At 33.7% G+C, this 16469-nt stretch carries 20 protein-coding genes; 8 read left to right on the top strand and 12 right to left on the bottom strand.

Going from position 1 to position 16469, the window contains the following annotated elements:
- Nucleotide 1: 1 nt before the first annotated feature.
- Nucleotides 2-910, bottom strand: a complete 909-nt coding sequence (gene rsmH, locus FPG59_RS02375) for a 16S rRNA (cytosine(1402)-N(4))-methyltransferase RsmH (RefSeq protein WP_176330677.1) — start codon at nt 908-910, stop codon at nt 2-4.
- A complete protein-coding gene (locus FPG59_RS02370; protein WP_086453018.1) occupies nt 885-1358 on the bottom strand; it encodes a division/cell wall cluster transcriptional repressor MraZ in 474 nt (157 codons plus the stop codon). The genes rsmH and FPG59_RS02370 overlap by 26 nt, the downstream gene beginning before the upstream one ends.
- A gap of 372 nt (nt 1359-1730) precedes the next feature.
- On the opposite strand from FPG59_RS02370, the gene FPG59_RS02365 reads away from it, so the two are divergent.
- Genes FPG59_RS02365 through FPG59_RS02355 form a run of 3 tightly spaced genes read left to right on the top strand, consistent with a single transcriptional unit; the run spans nt 1731 to nt 3816 of the window.
- Nucleotides 1731-2504: an alpha/beta fold hydrolase gene (locus FPG59_RS02365; RefSeq protein ID WP_086453017.1), complete on the top strand. Its 774-nt coding sequence runs from the start codon at nt 1731-1733 to the stop codon at nt 2502-2504.
- A gap of 30 nt (nt 2505-2534) precedes the next feature.
- The gene (gene yihA, locus FPG59_RS02360; RefSeq protein WP_086453016.1) at nt 2535-3155 is read left to right on the top strand and encodes a ribosome biogenesis GTP-binding protein YihA/YsxC; all 621 of its coding nucleotides are present in this window, start codon (nt 2535-2537) and stop codon (nt 3153-3155) included.
- 13 nt (nt 3156-3168) lie between these two features.
- Entirely contained in the window at nt 3169-3816 is a 648-nt protein-coding gene (locus FPG59_RS02355) for a hypothetical protein (protein ID WP_086453015.1), read from the top strand.
- Between the two features lie 28 nt (nt 3817-3844).
- On the opposite strand, the gene gldC is transcribed toward FPG59_RS02355, so the two are convergent.
- Both gldC and gldB read right to left on the bottom strand, forming a co-directional pair.
- Nucleotides 3845-4183 (bottom strand): gliding motility protein GldC, encoded by a 339-nt coding sequence (gldC, locus tag FPG59_RS02350; RefSeq protein WP_086453014.1) that lies wholly within the window; start codon nt 4181-4183, stop codon nt 3845-3847.
- A complete protein-coding gene (gene gldB / locus FPG59_RS02345) occupies nt 4183-5139 on the bottom strand; it encodes a gliding motility lipoprotein GldB (protein ID WP_086453013.1) in 957 nt (318 codons plus the stop codon). Before gldB ends, gldC begins: the two co-directional genes overlap by 1 nt.
- 98 nt (nt 5140-5237) lie before the next feature.
- Here gldB and nadE point away from each other — a divergent pair, with 98 nt between their 5' ends.
- Nucleotides 5238-6035, top strand: a complete 798-nt coding sequence (gene nadE, locus FPG59_RS02340; RefSeq protein ID WP_086453012.1) for an NAD(+) synthase — start codon at nt 5238-5240, stop codon at nt 6033-6035.
- A gap of 98 nt (nt 6036-6133) precedes the next feature.
- Nucleotides 6134-6763, top strand: a complete 630-nt coding sequence (locus FPG59_RS02335) for a response regulator transcription factor (protein WP_086453011.1) — start codon at nt 6134-6136, stop codon at nt 6761-6763.
- On the opposite strand, the gene dnaG is transcribed toward FPG59_RS02335, so the two are convergent.
- The 6 genes from dnaG to rlmN form a co-directional block, all read right to left on the bottom strand.
- Nucleotides 6760-8736, bottom strand: a complete 1977-nt coding sequence (gene dnaG / locus FPG59_RS02330) for a DNA primase (protein ID WP_086453010.1) — start codon at nt 8734-8736, stop codon at nt 6760-6762. The genes FPG59_RS02335 and dnaG overlap by 4 nt on opposite strands.
- 130 nt (nt 8737-8866) lie before the next feature.
- Nucleotides 8867-10462, bottom strand: coding sequence for a hypothetical protein (locus FPG59_RS02325; protein WP_086453009.1), 1596 nt, complete (start codon nt 10460-10462; stop codon nt 8867-8869).
- 27 nt (nt 10463-10489) lie between these two features.
- A complete protein-coding gene (locus FPG59_RS02320; RefSeq protein WP_086453008.1) occupies nt 10490-11215 on the bottom strand; it encodes a hypothetical protein in 726 nt (241 codons plus the stop codon).
- Nucleotides 11202-11771, bottom strand: a complete 570-nt coding sequence (locus FPG59_RS02315; RefSeq protein WP_086453007.1) for an RNA polymerase sigma factor — start codon at nt 11769-11771, stop codon at nt 11202-11204. The genes FPG59_RS02320 and FPG59_RS02315 overlap by 14 nt, the downstream gene beginning before the upstream one ends.
- A gap of 211 nt (nt 11772-11982) precedes the next feature.
- Nucleotides 11983-12960 carry a polyprenyl synthetase family protein gene (locus FPG59_RS02310; RefSeq protein WP_086453006.1) on the bottom strand — a complete coding sequence of 326 codons (978 nt, stop codon included), beginning with the start codon at nt 12958-12960 and terminating at the stop codon, nt 11983-11985.
- 78 nt (nt 12961-13038) lie between these two features.
- The gene (gene rlmN / locus FPG59_RS02305; protein WP_086453005.1) at nt 13039-14082 is read right to left on the bottom strand and encodes a 23S rRNA (adenine(2503)-C(2))-methyltransferase RlmN; all 1044 of its coding nucleotides are present in this window, start codon (nt 14080-14082) and stop codon (nt 13039-13041) included.
- 92 nt (nt 14083-14174) lie between these two features.
- On the opposite strand from rlmN, the gene FPG59_RS02300 reads away from it, so the two are divergent.
- The 3 genes from FPG59_RS02300 to FPG59_RS02290 are packed head-to-tail and all read left to right on the top strand — an operon-like array spanning nt 14175 to nt 15359.
- Entirely contained in the window at nt 14175-14426 is a 252-nt protein-coding gene (locus tag FPG59_RS02300) for a hypothetical protein (protein ID WP_086453004.1), read from the top strand.
- Nucleotides 14419-14718, top strand: coding sequence for a type II toxin-antitoxin system RelE/ParE family toxin (locus FPG59_RS02295; RefSeq protein ID WP_086453003.1), 300 nt, complete (start codon nt 14419-14421; stop codon nt 14716-14718). The genes FPG59_RS02300 and FPG59_RS02295 overlap by 8 nt, the downstream gene beginning before the upstream one ends.
- Nucleotides 14718-15359 (top strand): O-methyltransferase, encoded by a 642-nt coding sequence (locus tag FPG59_RS02290; RefSeq protein WP_086453002.1) that lies wholly within the window; start codon nt 14718-14720, stop codon nt 15357-15359. The genes FPG59_RS02295 and FPG59_RS02290 overlap by 1 nt, the downstream gene beginning before the upstream one ends.
- Nucleotides 15360-15500: 141 nt before the next feature.
- Here FPG59_RS02290 and FPG59_RS02285 read toward each other — a convergent pair whose 3' ends face one another.
- Both FPG59_RS02285 and FPG59_RS02280 read right to left on the bottom strand, forming a co-directional pair.
- Nucleotides 15501-16073 carry a phosphatase PAP2 family protein gene (locus FPG59_RS02285; RefSeq protein WP_086453001.1) on the bottom strand — a complete coding sequence of 191 codons (573 nt, stop codon included), beginning with the start codon at nt 16071-16073 and terminating at the stop codon, nt 15501-15503.
- Nucleotides 16073-16469: twin-arginine translocase TatA/TatE family subunit (locus tag FPG59_RS02280; RefSeq protein ID WP_140344581.1), on the bottom strand; the 397-nt coding region annotated here is incomplete at its 5' end. The genes FPG59_RS02280 and FPG59_RS02285, both read right to left, overlap by 1 nt.

Below are 16469 nucleotides of genomic sequence, written 5' to 3'. Positions count from 1 at the left end.
TTTATCTTTTTTCAGCAATTCGTAACTTGGCACTTCTTGCTCTATTATTCTCTTTAATCTCGTTAGCATTGGGAACAATTAATTTTCCGATGGTTTTAAATGGAACCGAAAAATTTCCAAAAAAATCACGTTCAGGCTCTCCATCAAACATTCCGTTTTTTACAAATCTTTTCACCAATCGGTCTTCAAGAGAATGATATGAAATAACACTCAAACGTCCTTCTGGTTTTAAGATTTCTAAAGACTGCTCTAAGAATTCCTTTAAAACATCCATTTCTTGATTCACTTCTATCCGTATAGCTTGATAAATCTGAGCCAATATTTTATTCTTAACTCTTTCTGGCAAATACCTTGACAAAACCTCTTTTAACTCATCAGTAGTTTTTATTGGGTATTGCGTTCTGGCTTCTACTATAGTTCTTGCCAGTACAGGAGCGTTTTTTAACTCTCCATAATCCAGAAAAACTCTTTTTAAGTTAGCTTCATCATATTCATTTACCACCTTGTAAGCACTCAGGTCATTTTTCTGGCTCATTCTCATATCTAAGTCCGCATCAAAACGAGTTGAGAAACCTCTCTCTGGAACATCAAACTGATGAGAAGAAACTCCAAGGTCTCCTAAAATACCATCAACACTCTTTACTCCATAAAAACGCAAAAACCGTTTTATAAAACGGAAGTTTTCATTTATCAGGGTAAATCTATCATCAGCTAATGCGTTGGCTAATGCGTCTTCATCTTGATCAAAGGCAAACAACTTCCCATTTGGCCCCAGCCGTTTCAAAATTTCTTTTGAATGACCTCCTCCTCCAAAAGTTACATCTACATATACTCCATCAGGATGAATATTTAAACCATCTACTGATTCCTGAAGCAAAACAGGATTATGATATTCCATTGTTGTCGTCATTTAAATTCCCCATTACTTCTTCTGCTAAATCTGCAAAATCCAGATCATCTCCACTTATTGATTTCTCATACAAATCTTTATCCCAAATCTCTACCATATTAATAGATGACGAGAAAACAACATCTTTAGTAATACTTGCAAAAACTGCTAAATCCTTTGGCGCCAGCAATCTACCTAGCGCATCAATCTCTACCACTTTTACACCAGCAGTAAACCTGCGGATAAAATCATTATTTTTTTTCACAAAGCGATTGAGCTTGTTAATTTTTGCCATCATTACATTCCACTCTTGCATAGGATACAACTCAAGACATGGTTGAAACACAGAACGCTTCAAAACAAACCCGTCTTGAAGTGATGAAGCCAATTGCTTTTTAAGCGGTGCTGGTAGTAGCATCCTGCCTTTAGCATCAACTTTGCATTCATATGTTCCTACAATTGTGTCCAAACAAAAAGTATTAAATGATGTAGAGCAAAAATATAAAAAAATCTACCACAATTTACCACTTACTACCACTTTGTTAATAAGTTTAACCACTTTCTAGCCAAAATCCTTAATTTATATACTGTCAACAGGTTAGCCTCATTTTTGTTAATTCCCTCTTCAAGAATAAAAACCATAGCAGGATTGTTCAAAATATGGAAATATCAAGCAATTAAAAAGATATTTTCACGTAAAAAAACACTAGTATTTTACTACATAAAAAGAATTATTTATGGTACGCTAGTGATAATTTTACAATTAAAAATTGTCTTAAAAATTCATTTTTATTTATTAAATCCTATATTTGTCAAAATTGAAAATAGGGATTAAAAAAAAATGGAAAAACACTATAAAAAAGAGGGAAGATACAGCTATTATGAAGCAGGTGAAGGGACTCCAATTGTCATTTTACATGGACTTATGGGCGGACTTAGTAATTTTGATGCTGTTGCTGATCACTTTTCTTCAAAGGGTTACAAAATTATCATTCCAGACTTACCCATTTACACACAAAACATTTTAAAGACTAATGTAAAAAGTTTTGCAAAATACGTTAAAGATTTCATCACTTTCAAAGGATTAGAGCGTGTTATTTTACTTGGAAATTCCCTAGGAGGACATATTGCATTGTATCACACCAAAATGTATCCTGAAAAAGTAGCTGGACTTGTAATTACTGGTAGTTCTGGTCTTTACGAAAGCGCCATGGGTGACAGTTACCCAAAAAGAGGTGATTACGAATACATAAAAAAGAAAGCCGAAGACGTATTCTACGATCCAAAAGTTGCCACAAAAGAACTTATCGATGAAGTGTATGAATCTGTAAACGACCGTATCAAATTAATAAAAACGCTTACGATTGCAAAAAGCGCTATACGCCACAATATGGCCAAAGATCTACCTAAAATGCATGTACAAACTTGTATTATTTGGGGAAAAAATGACAAAGTAACACCTCCAGATGTTGCCGAAGAATTTCATAAATTATTACCAAACTCTACTTTGTACTGGATTGATAAATGCGGTCATGCTGCAATGATGGAACATCCAGAAGAATTCAACCGCCTGCTAGAAGAATGGCTTACCAATACGCATCTTGCCATACATTAAGGCACAGCTTGCATTTTACACCTTTAGAACATGAAAATTAATACCGCCGAATTTGTTATCAGTAACTCCGATGTATCAAAATGTCCAAAAGACTTTTTACCGGAGTATGCTTTTATTGGCCGATCTAATGTGGGAAAATCATCCTTGATTAACATGATTACCAACCACAAAAAATTAGCCAAAACATCGGGACGCCCAGGGAAAACACAACTAATTAATCATTTTTTGATTAACAACAACTGGTTTTTAGTGGATTTACCTGGCTATGGTTATGCTAAAGTATCTAAAAAAACGAAGTCTATATTTCAAGAATTCATTACTGATTATTTTGAAACAAGAGAACAACTTGTTTGCGCTTTTGTGTTAATTGATATTAGGCATGAAGCACAAACGATAGATGTTGAATTCATGTCATACATGGGCGAAAGTGAAATTCCGTTTTGTATTATTTTCACCAAAGCCGATAAGATTAGTAAAGTAAAAATTGACTCCCACATTGCTGCCTATAAAAAGAAAATGTTTGCAAATAACTGGGCCGAAATGCCTCAATATTTTGTTACATCAGCAACAGAATGTACTGGGAAGGAAGAGTTATTAACTTATATTGATGAAGTAAATCAAGAAGTTTTTAAAAACAACAGTCAATTTTAGAACTAATTTTTCAATGAATTCAAACAATAGGAGCATCTTTTTTAAAGTAGGAATCCTTTTTATAGCTCTAACCTCCTGTAAATCGCACACCTACCTACTTACAAATCATGATTACAAAACAGGTGTAGATTTTACCCAAGGAAAATGGCTCTTAAACACGGTCTACAGTGCTAAGGAAAACCGAGAAAAACTCACTGAAGAAGCAGCATCGTTTTTTGCTGAAAATATAGGTAATCGTTATCATTTTCGGGCCGATGCTAAGGGCTTGCTCCTTCCTGAAAACATACCTCTTAATCCCAATAAAGAACAAATCAAATTACTACAAGCAGGTACCGGATTTGATTACTTCATCAATGTATCATCCAAAAAAAATAAAGATGAATTAGGAACAATCTCTTTATTTGACGATGAACAATCAAGAGAGGAAAACAATGCAGAAGTTTCTTTAGAAATATACGATTTGAATTTACATCAAATTATATATACTCAAAAGGCGATTGGTAGTGATCGTGCAGAAAAACAAAAGTCAATCTGGGAAACCAAAAAATCAAATAAACTAATTGATAACATCAATTTTCATAAAAGCTCCAATAAATTAGTATTAGGGAGTCTTAAAAAGATATTGAAAGATCTTAAAAAGAAATCTATCCAAAAAAAATAAGAGCTGCAGGAACAGCTCTTATTTTTTTTTATTTTTTGGTTAAGTCCAGTTTTTCTGCAAAATAATCACAAAAATCTTTCATCGTAGCCGACATTTTTTCATCATTGGTAGCTCTGTGAAACGTCTCAGACATGGCTACTAAAGTTTGATGGAAGAAAATTTTCATTTCATCTACAGGCATGTCCTTTGTCCACAAATCAATTCTCATACTTTCTTTAGCTTTGCTATCCCATATTGAAAGCATTATAGCTTTAGCTTCTTCGTGCTCTACACCACCATCTTTGGCAGTCCACATTAGTTTTTCCGGAACGCGATTTTCATCTAGTTCAACTAAAAATTTTATTTCTGATGTATTGGTATTTGACATTATTTTTTGGGTTTGTATTTTGATTTAACAAAGATTTCTTTTGCGTCTGTTTTTAACAATTCTTCTAGTGAAGCGCCACTGTTTTCCATGTAAGCTCTAACAATTTGCCATCCTACCCATACCCCTACTTGACCAGGAGAATCGTTATCAATTTCTAAATAAAATTTTGAGAACGGTGCTGGGTTGATAAACCTAAGTGCTAATTTTTGCTCACTACTATAGAGCATTTCCTTCTCTAAGAAATAGCGCCACATGTAGCTTTCGTTTTCTTCACACCATTTTATTTGTTCAGGAGTATATCCTATTTTCTCAGCATCAGTGTAAGTTGGCAGCAATACATCTTTCAAATAAAGCTGCTTACCCCAATAAACCATTTGAGACAACAACTCTTTTTGAGTTCCCGGAGGAATTTTACGCATGGCAAAACTTGACACTACATCAGGTGCAATTTGTCTTTCTTCAAAATTTTGTTTTAGGTAATTGGGAAATTGATAAAATTTATGATCCTTTCCTAAGTACAATTCGAGAGAAATGATTACCAAAGAGTCCGCATAAATTGCTTTGGTATTGTAATCCATTTCAGAGATCACAGTGATCACTTTTGGGGTTCTTGTTTTTGGAAAATTATATTTAATTTGCTTAAATAAATCATCTAACTCTTTCTTTACAGGTTGTATGTTAGCATACTTTTTTTGAACCTCTGTGTATAATTCTCTCCAAAGAGGATTTTGCATTTTCTCTATCCAAACACTGTTATCATTGCCTGCAGGAAAAAAATAAGGATACTGCTTTTTAACCTTCTCTAAATTTTCTGGTTTGGTTTCAAAAAAAAGTTTGTCAAATCTTTCTACCTTTAAATCTACAGGAATCTCTGTAACTTCATGCTCTACTTTCGTTTTTTTCTCGCATGCCATCAAAACAAGACAAAAGACTGCCGTTAATAGGTATTTTTTCATAATTATTTAATTAAATTTGTGTATGTAACCTCGGGAATTAATGCACAACAAATTGCTTTTGCAAATATACATCCCTCCTTTTTAAAACGTGAATTATTATGACTAAAAAAAGTATTTTTGAAGCTGAAAAAGTAAATACTCATATTGTAAACTGGTTAAAAAACTATGCCGAAAATGCAAAAGTTAACGGTTTTGTCATAGGTATTTCCGGTGGTGTAGACTCTGCAGTAACCTCTACTTTGTGTGCACAAACAGGCTTACAAGTTTTATGTGTTGAAATGCCTATTCATCAGGCTCAAAGCCACGTGCAAAGAGCCCAAGAGCATATTGAGCAATTAAAATCTAGATTTTCAAACGTACAAAGCGTGCAAACTGATTTGACTGCTGTATTTGAAACTTTTAAACAAAATGTTCCTCACAGTATTGATGAGGCAAAGTTCAACCTTTCACTAGCAAACACACGTGCCCGCATACGAATGACTACATTGTATTACCTTGCAGGCATACATGGATTACTAGTTGCTGGAACTGGAAATAAAGTTGAAGATTTTGGTGTTGGATTTTATACAAAATACGGCGATGGTGGTGTTGACTTAAGTCCAATTGCTGATTTAATGAAATCAGAAGTGTATCAATTGGGGCAATATTTAAAAATTCCAACTTCTATTCAAAAAGCATCCCCTACAGATGGCCTTTTTGGCGATGACAGAACCGATGAAGACCAACTAGGAGCCAGTTATGATGAGTTAGAATGGGCTATGTTAGCAGCTGAATCTGGAAAAAAAGCATCAGATTTTGAAGGACGACAAAAAATTGTATTCGAAATTTACAAGCGTTTAAACACCGTAAACCGCCATAAAATGGAGCCTATTCCGGTATGTAAAATAAATTTTTGATAAAAAATTAAATTTTTATGTTGATTTACAATTAATTACAGAATTTATTTATTAATTTTACAACTCCAATAACAAACAATTCAAAAAAATTTAAAATTATGATTAAAGTATGTATAGCCGATAATTATCCCGTTGTGCATTTTGGAGTAAAATCTTACTTTAAAGATAATGCTGACATCTCTATTGTAGCCAATGTGGGCAATTTCTTGATGGTACGAGATATACTTCAAACGAAAGACATTGATGTATTAGTACTAGATTTGGACCTGGAAGGACTTTCAAGTATCTTCGAGATCAAAACAATCTTGAAAGATTTCCCAAAAACAAAAGTGATTTTATACAGTGGTCTCTCTGAGCAGATTTATGCACCAAATGCCATTAAAGCCGGAGCATCTGGCTTTGTGCACAAATCCGAAAAGTTAGAAACACTAGGAATTGCTATTGTAAAAGTATCACAAGGTAAGATCATCATGAATGAAACCGTGAAGAAAAACTTAGCCTTAATTGCTAAACAAACTAAAAGTGAGCGTTTGTATCGCAAACTTTCTAACCGTGAAGTTGAAGTATTACGCTACTTAAGTGGAGGAAAAAAGAATCACGAAATTGCTGACATCTTAAACCTAAACGAAAAAACAATTAGTACTTACAAATTACGTTTATTAACTAAACTAAATGTAACCAACCTAGTTGATCTAGTAGACAAAGCAAAAAAATTAGAAATCGTTTAGTAATATCTTGACATTACACGACCTAATTTTTTTGAAAAAGAATGGATTAAAATATTATAATCCATAACTAATGATAAAGGCTCTGTATTATCTGAATTTGGTTCAGATGATATGGAGCTTTTTAATTCTTCTATAATACTGCCCACAAGATACCATCTAAGTGTTAATATAGTCTCAGTAACTTCTTGACCAATGGTTTCATTTTTAGTTTTTGGAAAAATATTTTGGCCTACCCAATCATGAAGAACGAGTTGCTCATCTTCCATTAAAATATCTGTCACTTCTTGGGCAAAGTCAACATCCAATCGCATTAAATACTGCTCCATACTAAAGGATTCATTCTCATTATAAAAAGCGATCAAGTCATTGTAAATTGCCCTAAACAAAGGATTGGCAAGTTGCACCTCATCTTCTTGCAAGCTGAGATAAATACGTTGGTAAACCTTATAGTTTCTGTTTTCTGAAACAGTTTCAATTTCGCCTTCAGCATTTGTACGCAAAAAAACATCTTCAAATTCTTCTTCAAGGTTACCATACAATAGTAAAATTTCAATTATTTTACGTTCCAATCGATTTAATACATCAACTTTATTGGCAGCAATAGGGTTTTCGTTTTTAACAATTTCAAAAGCCTGTTGCTCTTGTTTTTGTTTTTTTCCAACCTCGGCAACTTCTTTTTGAGATAATTGCGCCAGAGTACTTTGTAATACTTGCTCTGAAATATCCATAATTCGGGAACATTCCTGAATGTAAATTTCGCGTTGAATTCGATCTGGAATTTTAGATATACTCCCTACCATATCTCGAATCAGATCGGCTTTTTTTACGGGATCGTTTTTAGCTTCATTCATTAAGAGCGATGCTTTGAACTGAATGAAATCTTTAGAATTATTTTCAAGATAGTAGACTAAATCATCATACGACGTTTTTTTAGCAAAACTATCTGGATCTTCTCCATCAGGAAAAGTACACACTTTGACATTCATACCCTCTTCAAGTATCAAATCAATCCCACGCACAGAGGCGCGCAATCCTGCTGCATCTCCATCAAATAAAACGGTAATATTTTTTGTTAATCTATTTATCAGTCTAATTTGATCTGGCGTCAAGGCAGTACCAGATGACGCTACCACATTCTCAATACCAGATTGATTGAATTGTATCACATCCGTATATCCTTCAACAAGGTAGCAATTGTTTAATTTTGCTATGGATTGTTTGGCTTGATAAATACCATACAGCACTTTACTTTTGTGGTAAATTTCACTTTCAGGTGAGTTTAGGTATTTTGCTGCTTTTTTATCATTGGTTAAGATACGACCTCCGAAACCTAAGACTCGTCCGGACATGCTCTCAATAGGGAACATCACACGCCCCTTGAAGCGATCAAAAGGCCTGTCCTCTTTGGGAATTGTAAGTCCTGTACTTTCCAGAAATTCTAATTTATATCCTTTGCCAAGAGCTTCTTTTGTAAACGCATCCCAGCTTTCAGGTGAATATCCTAGACTGAATTTTTTGATGGTTTCATTTGTAAAACCTCTTTCCTTAAAGTAAGAGTATCCAATAGCTTTTCCCTCTTCGGAATTTAAAAGTGTATTGTGGAAATACGTTTTGGCAAATTCCGAGACCAAGTACATACTTTCTCGAGTATCTGTGAGTGCTTTTTCTTGATCTGTTTGCTCTGTTTCTTCAATTTCAATATTATACTTTTTGGCTAAGTATCTAATGGCTTCTGGATACGTAAAATGAGAATGTTCCATCAAAAAAGCAACTGCATTTCCGCCTTTTCCAGAACTAAAATCCTTCCAGATTCCTTTAGCCGGAGAAACCATAAATGATGGCGAACGCTCTTCAGAGAATGGACTTAAACCCTTATAATTACTTCCTGCTCTTTTTAAATGAACAAATTCACCAATAACCTCCTCTACACGAGCAGTTTCATAAACAATATCAATTGTAGCTTTTGAAATCAAGTTGAATAAAATATTTAGGGATTGAAAAATGTAAAATTACACAAATCAAATTGGATAATTCACAATCTAAAAAACAAAAAAGCACTTCTTTACAAAGTGCTTTTTTATGCTGCTAAAATGCCATCAGCAATTAATTAAAATCAAAACGCAAACCTAGTGAAACATTGTTTTGCTTGACAGCATTGTCTTTAAACAATGGGTTTAAATCATATTTCAAGTACAAACTAGTTGCTTTATAGCCTACATAAGTGCTCAATCCATAGACAAAATCACCAGTGTTAAAATCTCCTTTTGTTTTTTCGGTTGATTTTAAATCTGAATTTTCATATTGTAAAATTTGTTTTGTTTTCAGGTTTACTCCTGCGTACCCACCTAGTCCTACTCTAACACTTTGATGAGATTTAAAATAGGTCTTATCGTTCTTAACCTCTGGCTTTGTAAAATCAAATTCTAAATGTAACGGAAATACCAAGCTTACATTTCTAAATCTAGAATCTTTTAATTTAAAAGGATTCACCGTCAAATTAGTTTGATTGCCATTCACCTCAAAACTACTGTTGTTTGTAGGGCGAAGGTTATTGTACATCACTGATAAACCGTACTTGGCATGCAATAGGTTAGAATTGTTTAAAAGTCTAGAATTATAAGAAACGCCAATTTCATAAAAATGAGATCCTAAATACCTGAAATCTGATTTTTCAACTTCGCCATCAGTAATGACATTGTTCAATCCTGCAGCAAAAACAAATTGTGACGTTGTTCTTTTGGATTGGCGTTCATCCTTATCCTCTTGTCCGTTGTACACTTTTAAAGAGGAAATATTAAATTCGGTTTGATTTGGTCTAAGTTCTTCAGAATTTGTTCCAAAAATAACCATTCTGCCTCCACTTCTAGTGTCTTTAGCGTCCTGCACTTTTCCATCCACTTTATCTTGTACCAACTGGTTGAGTTTTTCTTCTTGAACACTAACTTTAGAATCAATATTTGCTGCATGAACGGCTGCTTTTTTTAACTTTAAATCATCCGCTTGTTCCTTCGTAATTACTTTATTATCGAGATCGCAATCAATTTGTTCAATCTCTTTTTTTAACGCCTTTTTTTCTGAACTTGTTATTGATTTAATTTCGTTACCAATAGCTTTAGCTCTGGTCTCAAATGGAATGGATTTGTGGTCTTTCCCTTTGATTTGCCCAGTTTCATCCACGGTGTCATCTACAACTTCAAGAACAACGTCTCTAAACCAAACTTGACCTGTATCATCTAATAAAACTCCGTAGGAAATAGAAGTCGCATCCGCTGGCACATGCAACACAATTTCATATTTAGCCCAATCTTTTGTACCTTTTATGGGGTTTCTTCGCATGTTATCAAAAGCTAAAACCTCAACATCATAATAGTCCACACGCATCCATAAACCAGTCCAAGATTTAATATTATCACATTTAACATATCCCGACATTTTTACTGTTTTCCCTAAGTACATGTCTGGCTTAATTGACTTCATGATTGTTCCAAAACCATTGATTTTACTTTTAACCGATTTAATGGTTAAGATATTTTCTTCTTTAAATTCGGAGTTCTTTTCAAGACTCATTTCATAATTTGGTGACACAGGTTGCCAATATGTCCAATCTAGAATATCTTTATAAGTTCCTTTTTCTTGCGCATTAACTTCTGTTAAAAAGGCCGATAACAGTAGTACTGTGATTAAAATAATTTTTTGCATAATGTTCGATTTTTGATTGATGATTGATTATTCTTTTTCGTAATTTCTATTGGCCAAAACTGTTTTTATGGCGTTATAATTTTTATTAAACTTACTTATGGCCGACTCTCTAAAGGTTTGATTCATCTCTGTTTCTACATCCGACAATAAATTCTGAGGATTAACCGTGGTGCTTTTTATCGGTTTTGGATTGACTTGCAAACTAGTTGATGACTCCAGTTGTGTATTACTCACTTCTGCTAACAATCCAGATGCTGAAACATACCTATTTTTAGTATCTTTTTTTAGATTATTATTTTCTACTAAAATGGTTAAGCTATCATTTTTAGAATTCTTAATTTGTGCTGCAGCCAGTTCATTCTTTTCCAATTTCAATGATTTTTGCTGCGTTGAAGCTTGGTATTGAGGAACAACAATGCCTTTCTGAACGTTAGGTTTTAAAGCATTTGACAGTGTATTTGTATTTTCTAACGTATCAATTGTTTTTACATTAACTTTATTCTTATTTGAATTTTGGAATACAACTCGATTTTCTTGATTTACATTCACACTTCCTTTTTGATCAAAAAATAGGGTTCCAATAAGTAGAAAACCAACAAAACTTGCCGCCACATACAACCATGGGAATTTAGTTTTTTGTTTTTCTGTCTCAGAAAGCATTGCATCTAATTTGTCCCAAGCCATCGCCGAAGGTTTAATTTCTCTAGCATTCAACTGCTCTTTTATTTGTATTTCAAATTTATTCGGTTCCATACTCATAATTTTTTATTGTACTAATTTGTACTTGCAGCATTTTTCTAGCATGCGATAATTGCGACTTTGATGTTCCTTCATTAATTCCCAACAGGTTTGCGATTTCATGGTGTTTAAATCCTTCTATCGCAAATAAATTGAAAACCATTTTATAACCATCTGGTAAATTATCTATCAAGGATTGAATGTCGTCTACAGATAATTGACTTTCAATAGCATTAAAACTTTCTTCATCGCGACCGATTACGAAATCATCTTCGATGTATTTAATTTTTTTATTTACTCTGATAAAAGAAATGCATTCATTGACCATAATCCTCCTGATCCAGCCTTCAAAACTTCCTTTGTGTTCGTAATTTTTAAGATTGGTAAAGACCTTCATAAATGCCGTAATCATTACATCTTCGGCCTGGTGTATGTCTTTTATATATTGACGGCAAACACTTAGCATTTTAGGAGAAAACTGGGTGTAAATTTGCTGTTGCGCTTGTCGATTATTATCGACAGCCAAGCGGATTAATTCCTTTTCTTCGTGATGTAAGTTGATTACTTTCATAAATAGTTTCAATGGCAAAAATCAATATCAATGTCAATATATTTTAGTGCTGATGCAATTAAATCTTGATATTGAACCTCATCTCTATTTACATAGACGCTTTTCGATATAAAAAGGTTGCATGACATCTGATTTTTTTTTGATTTTGAACTTTGAAAATCAAAAAAACCAGTAAAATAAGGCGTTTAGAAGATAAAATATTTTAAAAAAATTATTTCTTTCTTTCAATAACGTAGTTGACCATTAAAATTAGGGCGCTTTTATAATCGGATTCAGGGAAATCTTGAAGTAATAAAAGTGCTTCATGTTGAAAAGCAACCATTTTTGCTTCGGCATAAACCAAACCATTGTTGTTTTTCACAAATGCAATAACCTCTTTAACGCGTTTTTTGTCTTTATTGTGATTTTTTATCGAATTGACAAGCCAACTTTTCTCCTTTGAAGTACAGGTATTTAAAACATGGATAAGAGGCAAAGTCATTTTTTGCTCTTTGATATCAATTCCGGTTGGTTTACCAATGGCTTCATCCGTATAATCAAATAAATCATCTTTGATTTGAAAAGCCATACCTATCAGTTCTCCAAACTTTCGCATCTTTTCAACTTGCTCTTCATTTTCAATGACAGAACAAGCACCTAAAGCACAACAGGCAGCTATAAGAGTAGCTGTCTTTTTTCGAATAATTTCATAATAAATATCTTCAGTGATATCCAGTCTACGGGCTTTTTCAATTTGAAGTAATTCCCCTTCGCTCATTTCGCGTACAGCAACAGAAATGATTCTAAGTAAATCAAAATCACCGTTATCAATAGACAGCAACAAACCCTTAGATAATAAATAATCACCCACCAGAACTGCTATTTTATTTTTCCATAATGCATTCAACGAAAAAAAACCTCTTCGGCGATTACTATCATCTACTACATCATCGTGAACCAGTGTAGCAGTATGAATAAGCTCTATCACACAAGCACCACGATACGTACGCTCATTTACAAGACCATTAGCAACCATTTTTGCTGTTAAAAAAACAAACATAGGACGCATTTGTTTCCCCTTGCGGTTTACTATATAATAGGTAATTCTATTGAGTAAAGCCACTTGCGAAGTCATAGATTCATAGAACTTTTTTTCAAAAAGTTCCATTTCTTTTAAGATGGGCTGTTTTATTTGAGAGGTGACATTCATGAGTTCCAAAGATACGATATTAGCAAGAAATCAGGCAACAAAGCATCTTCTTTTGGATTATTATTAAGCAGTAATTTCTTAAGCTTCTTTATTGGCCAGTTGTCCGCAAGCAGCATCAATATCTTTACCTCTGCTTCTACGCACTTTTACTACAATTCCGCTAGCTTCAAGTGCTTTTATATAAGCATTTATAGATTCTTCAGATGCTTGCTGGAATTCCCCATCATCGATTGGGTTGTATTCGATAAGATTAACTTTACAAGGAACATATTTACAAAATTTGACTAATGCATCGACCGCTTCTTTATTGTCGTTGATGCCTTTCCAAACTACATATTCATAGGAGATTTTGCTTTTGGTTTTTCGGTACCAATATTCTAGTGATTCCCGTAATTCAGCCAAAGGAAAATTAGCACTAAAAGGCATAATTCTTGCACGAACTTCATCTATTGCCGAGTGTAATGACACAGCTAGTTTGAATTTCACATCGTCATCGGCTAGTTTTTTAATCATTTTAGGAACTCCCGAAGTGGAAACCATAATTCTTTTTGGAGACATCCCTAATCCTTCAGTGGAGGTAATCATTTCAATGGCTTTCAAAACATTGTTGTAATTCATCAATGGCTCTCCCATTCCCATGAAAACAATATTAGACAATGGATGATTGTAATACAAACGACTTTCTTTATCAATAGCAATTACCTGATCATAAATTTCTGCAGGTTCTAGATTTCGCATTCTTTTTAATCGCGCTGTAGCGCAAAAATTACAATCTAAACTACACCCTACTTGACTCGAAACACAAGCTGTAGTTCGTGTATTTGTAGGTATCAAAACCGACTCTACTACTAAACCATCGTGTAACCGAACCGCATTTTTTACGGTTCCGTCTTCGCTGCGTTGCATGGTATCTACTTTGATGTGATTGATCACAAAATGTGTTTCCAGCATAGTCCTAGTTTGTTTAGAAACATTGGTCATGTCCTCAAAACTGTGCGCTCCTTTGCTCCACAACCATTCATATACCTGATTTCCTCTAAAGGCTTTGTCATTATTGGCAACAAAAAAATCACGCAATTGTTCTTTTGAAAGGGATCTTATATCTTTTTTTTCGATTTCCATGCTGCAAATTTAATGACAATTTTGAATTATATAGATTTTTTTTAGCCCTCAAAATTATATTTTGTAACTTTGTTTTTCTAACAGTAATAGACATGGGACTTCCAGAATTAAAACAGAAAATTCAAATGCAAATTGAAAATGCCGACGAACGTTTATTACGTATTGTTTCTTCGGTTTTTGACAATTATTTGAATGAAATTGTTTCTTACGATGCTAAAGGAAATTCCTTAACAATCTCAGAATATCATAATAAAGTTGAAGAAGGTCTAGAAGATATTAAATACAATAGAGTAGTTTCTCAAGAAAATCTTATTGAAGAAATGAAAACCTGGAAAAATGAGTAATCCAAAGTATGCGATCTTTTGGACTACAAACGCAAAACTTGATTTAAAAGAAATTTATTTTTCGCTGGAACAAAAGATTTCTCCTCATGTTGCTACTAGAATAACTAGTGAAATTTTCGAAAGTATAAAGGCAATCACTTTCCCTGATCAATTTCAAATTGATGAATACCGAATTGATTGCAAGAGAATCATTATCCGAAATTATAAAGTACTTTACCAATTTCATCACAATACCATTTACATTGTTCGAATATTTAACACTTTTCAAAATCCAATAAAAAGTTTAAGATAATGCATTTCATTTCTCCAGAATTAGAAAATTACATTGAGCAACATTCCGAAAAAGAGCCTGCATTGCTCGCAGCTTTAAACAAGGAAACGTACCAAAAGATTTTGCTTCCGCGAATGTTGAGCGGCCATTTTCAAGGTCGGGTTTTGAGCATGTTGTCAAAATTGATTCGACCTCTGAATATTCTGGAAATTGGAACCTATACTGGTTATTCAGCATTGTGCTTGTGCGAAGGCATGCAAGAAACCGGACAATTGCACACGATTGACATTAAAGAAGAATTAGTTGATTTTCAACGCAAGCATTTTGACAAATCTCCTTGGGGTGAGCAAATTGTTCAACATCTCGGTGAAGCGGTAGACATTATCCCAACGATTGACTTAAAATTTGATTTGGTTTTTATTGATGCTGATAAAGAAAACTACTTGAATTATTTTGAATTGATCGTGCCCAAAATGAATAAAGGAGGGATTATTCTCTCTGACAATGTTTTATGGAGCGGAAAGGTTTTAGAACCACTAAATCCTAAAGATTTAAGTACAAAAATATTACTGGAATACAATCGTTTATTAGCAACAGATCCAAGAGTAGAGACCGTTTTACTGCCTATTCGTGATGGTTTGACCGTAAGCAGAGTTCTTTAGTTTACAAGTGCTACTGAAAGCATCTCCCCTAGCCCTGATAGAAGCGGCATCTCCCGATCTTAAAAAACAAGGCTTTTTTTGCCGTAGTTTTTTTATCGGGAATACAGCGGAGAGCAGGAAAAAGCTCCTAAACAAAAAGAGTTATGAAAGCTCCTGAGGGAAATATTTCTTTTGTGTTTTTTTGTATAAAAGGTGCATTAGATACCCAAAAACATAGCCGAAGAAATAGCCCGTGAGTATGTCTAATGGATAATGCAAACCTAGATAAATCCTACTGTACGCAAAAATTAAGGGCCATAGAAACAAGAATCCAAGATACTTGATTTTGTTTTTAAATACAAAATACAAAAAGCTAGCAACAGCCATAGAATTTGCGGCATGTCCTGAAAAAAAGCTATACGAACTTCTAGATTGAACCACCCTGATAAACGTATTAATATCTGGATTGTTACAAGGGCGCAAACGCTGAAAACCATTTTTGAAAGCGTTTGTTGTTTGATCTGTAAAGGTAATTAATAGCGCTACAAATAGCAGCAAAAACAAGGTTTGTTTGCCTCCTAATTTTTTATAAACCAAAAACAATAACAATAAAAAAAAGGGAAGCCAATTGATTTGTTTGGTCAAAAATAACCAAGTTGCATCAAAGGTTTCATTGCCAAGGCTATTGAGATAAACAAAAAGTTCTACATCAAGTGCACGTAGTTTTTCTAGCATTACATTTGTCGTTTAATAGGTCCTGTAATTTCATCTTCCAGAGAAGAAGTTGCCTCTTCAACAGGCTTTGTTTCGGCAAGAAAACTGTCTTTTACTTTCGTAATCTCATCCGTTACACCTGATGTAATAGAATCAAATGGAGAGGTGTCTCCCAAAATAGATTCTTTCGCTTTATTGATTTCGCTATTAATCGATCCTGTTATATTAGAAATAGATTTGGTATCAAAACCATTTGTTTCTGCTCCCTTTTGAATTTCACTTTTTATATCATTTGTAGCATTTTTTAACTGCGCCATTGCTTTACCCATGGTTCTAGCAATTTCTGGTATCTTATCTGACCCAAAAAGCATGAGAACAATAAACATGATAAAAATTAATTCGCCTCCTCCTATACCA

The organism is Flavobacterium sp. FPG59, assembly GCF_002150205.1.
Lineage (GTDB): Bacteria > Bacteroidota > Bacteroidia > Flavobacteriales > Flavobacteriaceae > Flavobacterium.
The sequence above is the reverse complement of the archived record's forward strand: the minus strand, read 5'-3'. Positions and strand labels throughout refer to the sequence as shown.

Excerpts from the sequence above, each read along its gene's own strand:
- yihA (WP_086453016.1), top strand. The coding sequence starts at position 2,535 with ATGAAAATTAATACCGCCGAATTTGTTATCAGTAACTCCGATGTATCA.
- FPG59_RS02335 (WP_086453011.1), top strand. The coding sequence starts at position 6,134 with ATGATTAAAGTATGTATAGCCGATAATTATCCCGTTGTGCATTTTGGA.
- rlmN (WP_086453005.1), bottom strand. The coding sequence starts at position 14,082 with ATGGAAATCGAAAAAAAAGATATAAGATCCCTTTCAAAAGAACAATTG.
- FPG59_RS02315 (WP_086453007.1), bottom strand. The coding sequence starts at position 11,771 with ATGAAAGTAATCAACTTACATCACGAAGAAAAGGAATTAATCCGCTTG.
- FPG59_RS02300 (WP_086453004.1), top strand. The coding sequence starts at position 14,175 with ATGGGACTTCCAGAATTAAAACAGAAAATTCAAATGCAAATTGAAAAT.
- FPG59_RS02290 (WP_086453002.1), top strand. The coding sequence starts at position 14,718 with ATGCATTTCATTTCTCCAGAATTAGAAAATTACATTGAGCAACATTCC.
- FPG59_RS02355 (WP_086453015.1), top strand. The coding sequence starts at position 3,169 with ATGAATTCAAACAATAGGAGCATCTTTTTTAAAGTAGGAATCCTTTTT.
- FPG59_RS02320 (WP_086453008.1), bottom strand. The coding sequence starts at position 11,215 with ATGGAACCGAATAAATTTGAAATACAAATAAAAGAGCAGTTGAATGCT.
- FPG59_RS02310 (WP_086453006.1), bottom strand. The coding sequence starts at position 12,960 with ATGAATGTCACCTCTCAAATAAAACAGCCCATCTTAAAAGAAATGGAA.
- FPG59_RS02365 (WP_086453017.1), top strand. The coding sequence starts at position 1,731 with ATGGAAAAACACTATAAAAAAGAGGGAAGATACAGCTATTATGAAGCA.
- gldB (WP_086453013.1), bottom strand. The coding sequence starts at position 5,139 with ATGAAAAAATACCTATTAACGGCAGTCTTTTGTCTTGTTTTGATGGCA.
- FPG59_RS02285 (WP_086453001.1), bottom strand. The coding sequence starts at position 16,073 with ATGCTAGAAAAACTACGTGCACTTGATGTAGAACTTTTTGTTTATCTC.
- gldC (WP_086453014.1), bottom strand. The coding sequence starts at position 4,183 with ATGTCAAATACCAATACATCAGAAATAAAATTTTTAGTTGAACTAGAT.
- rsmH (WP_176330677.1), bottom strand. The coding sequence starts at position 910 with ATGACGACAACAATGGAATATCATAATCCTGTTTTGCTTCAGGAATCA.
- FPG59_RS02295 (WP_086453003.1), top strand. The coding sequence starts at position 14,419 with ATGAGTAATCCAAAGTATGCGATCTTTTGGACTACAAACGCAAAACTT.
- nadE (WP_086453012.1), top strand. The coding sequence starts at position 5,238 with ATGACTAAAAAAAGTATTTTTGAAGCTGAAAAAGTAAATACTCATATT.
- FPG59_RS02325 (WP_086453009.1), bottom strand. The coding sequence starts at position 10,462 with ATGCAAAAAATTATTTTAATCACAGTACTACTGTTATCGGCCTTTTTA.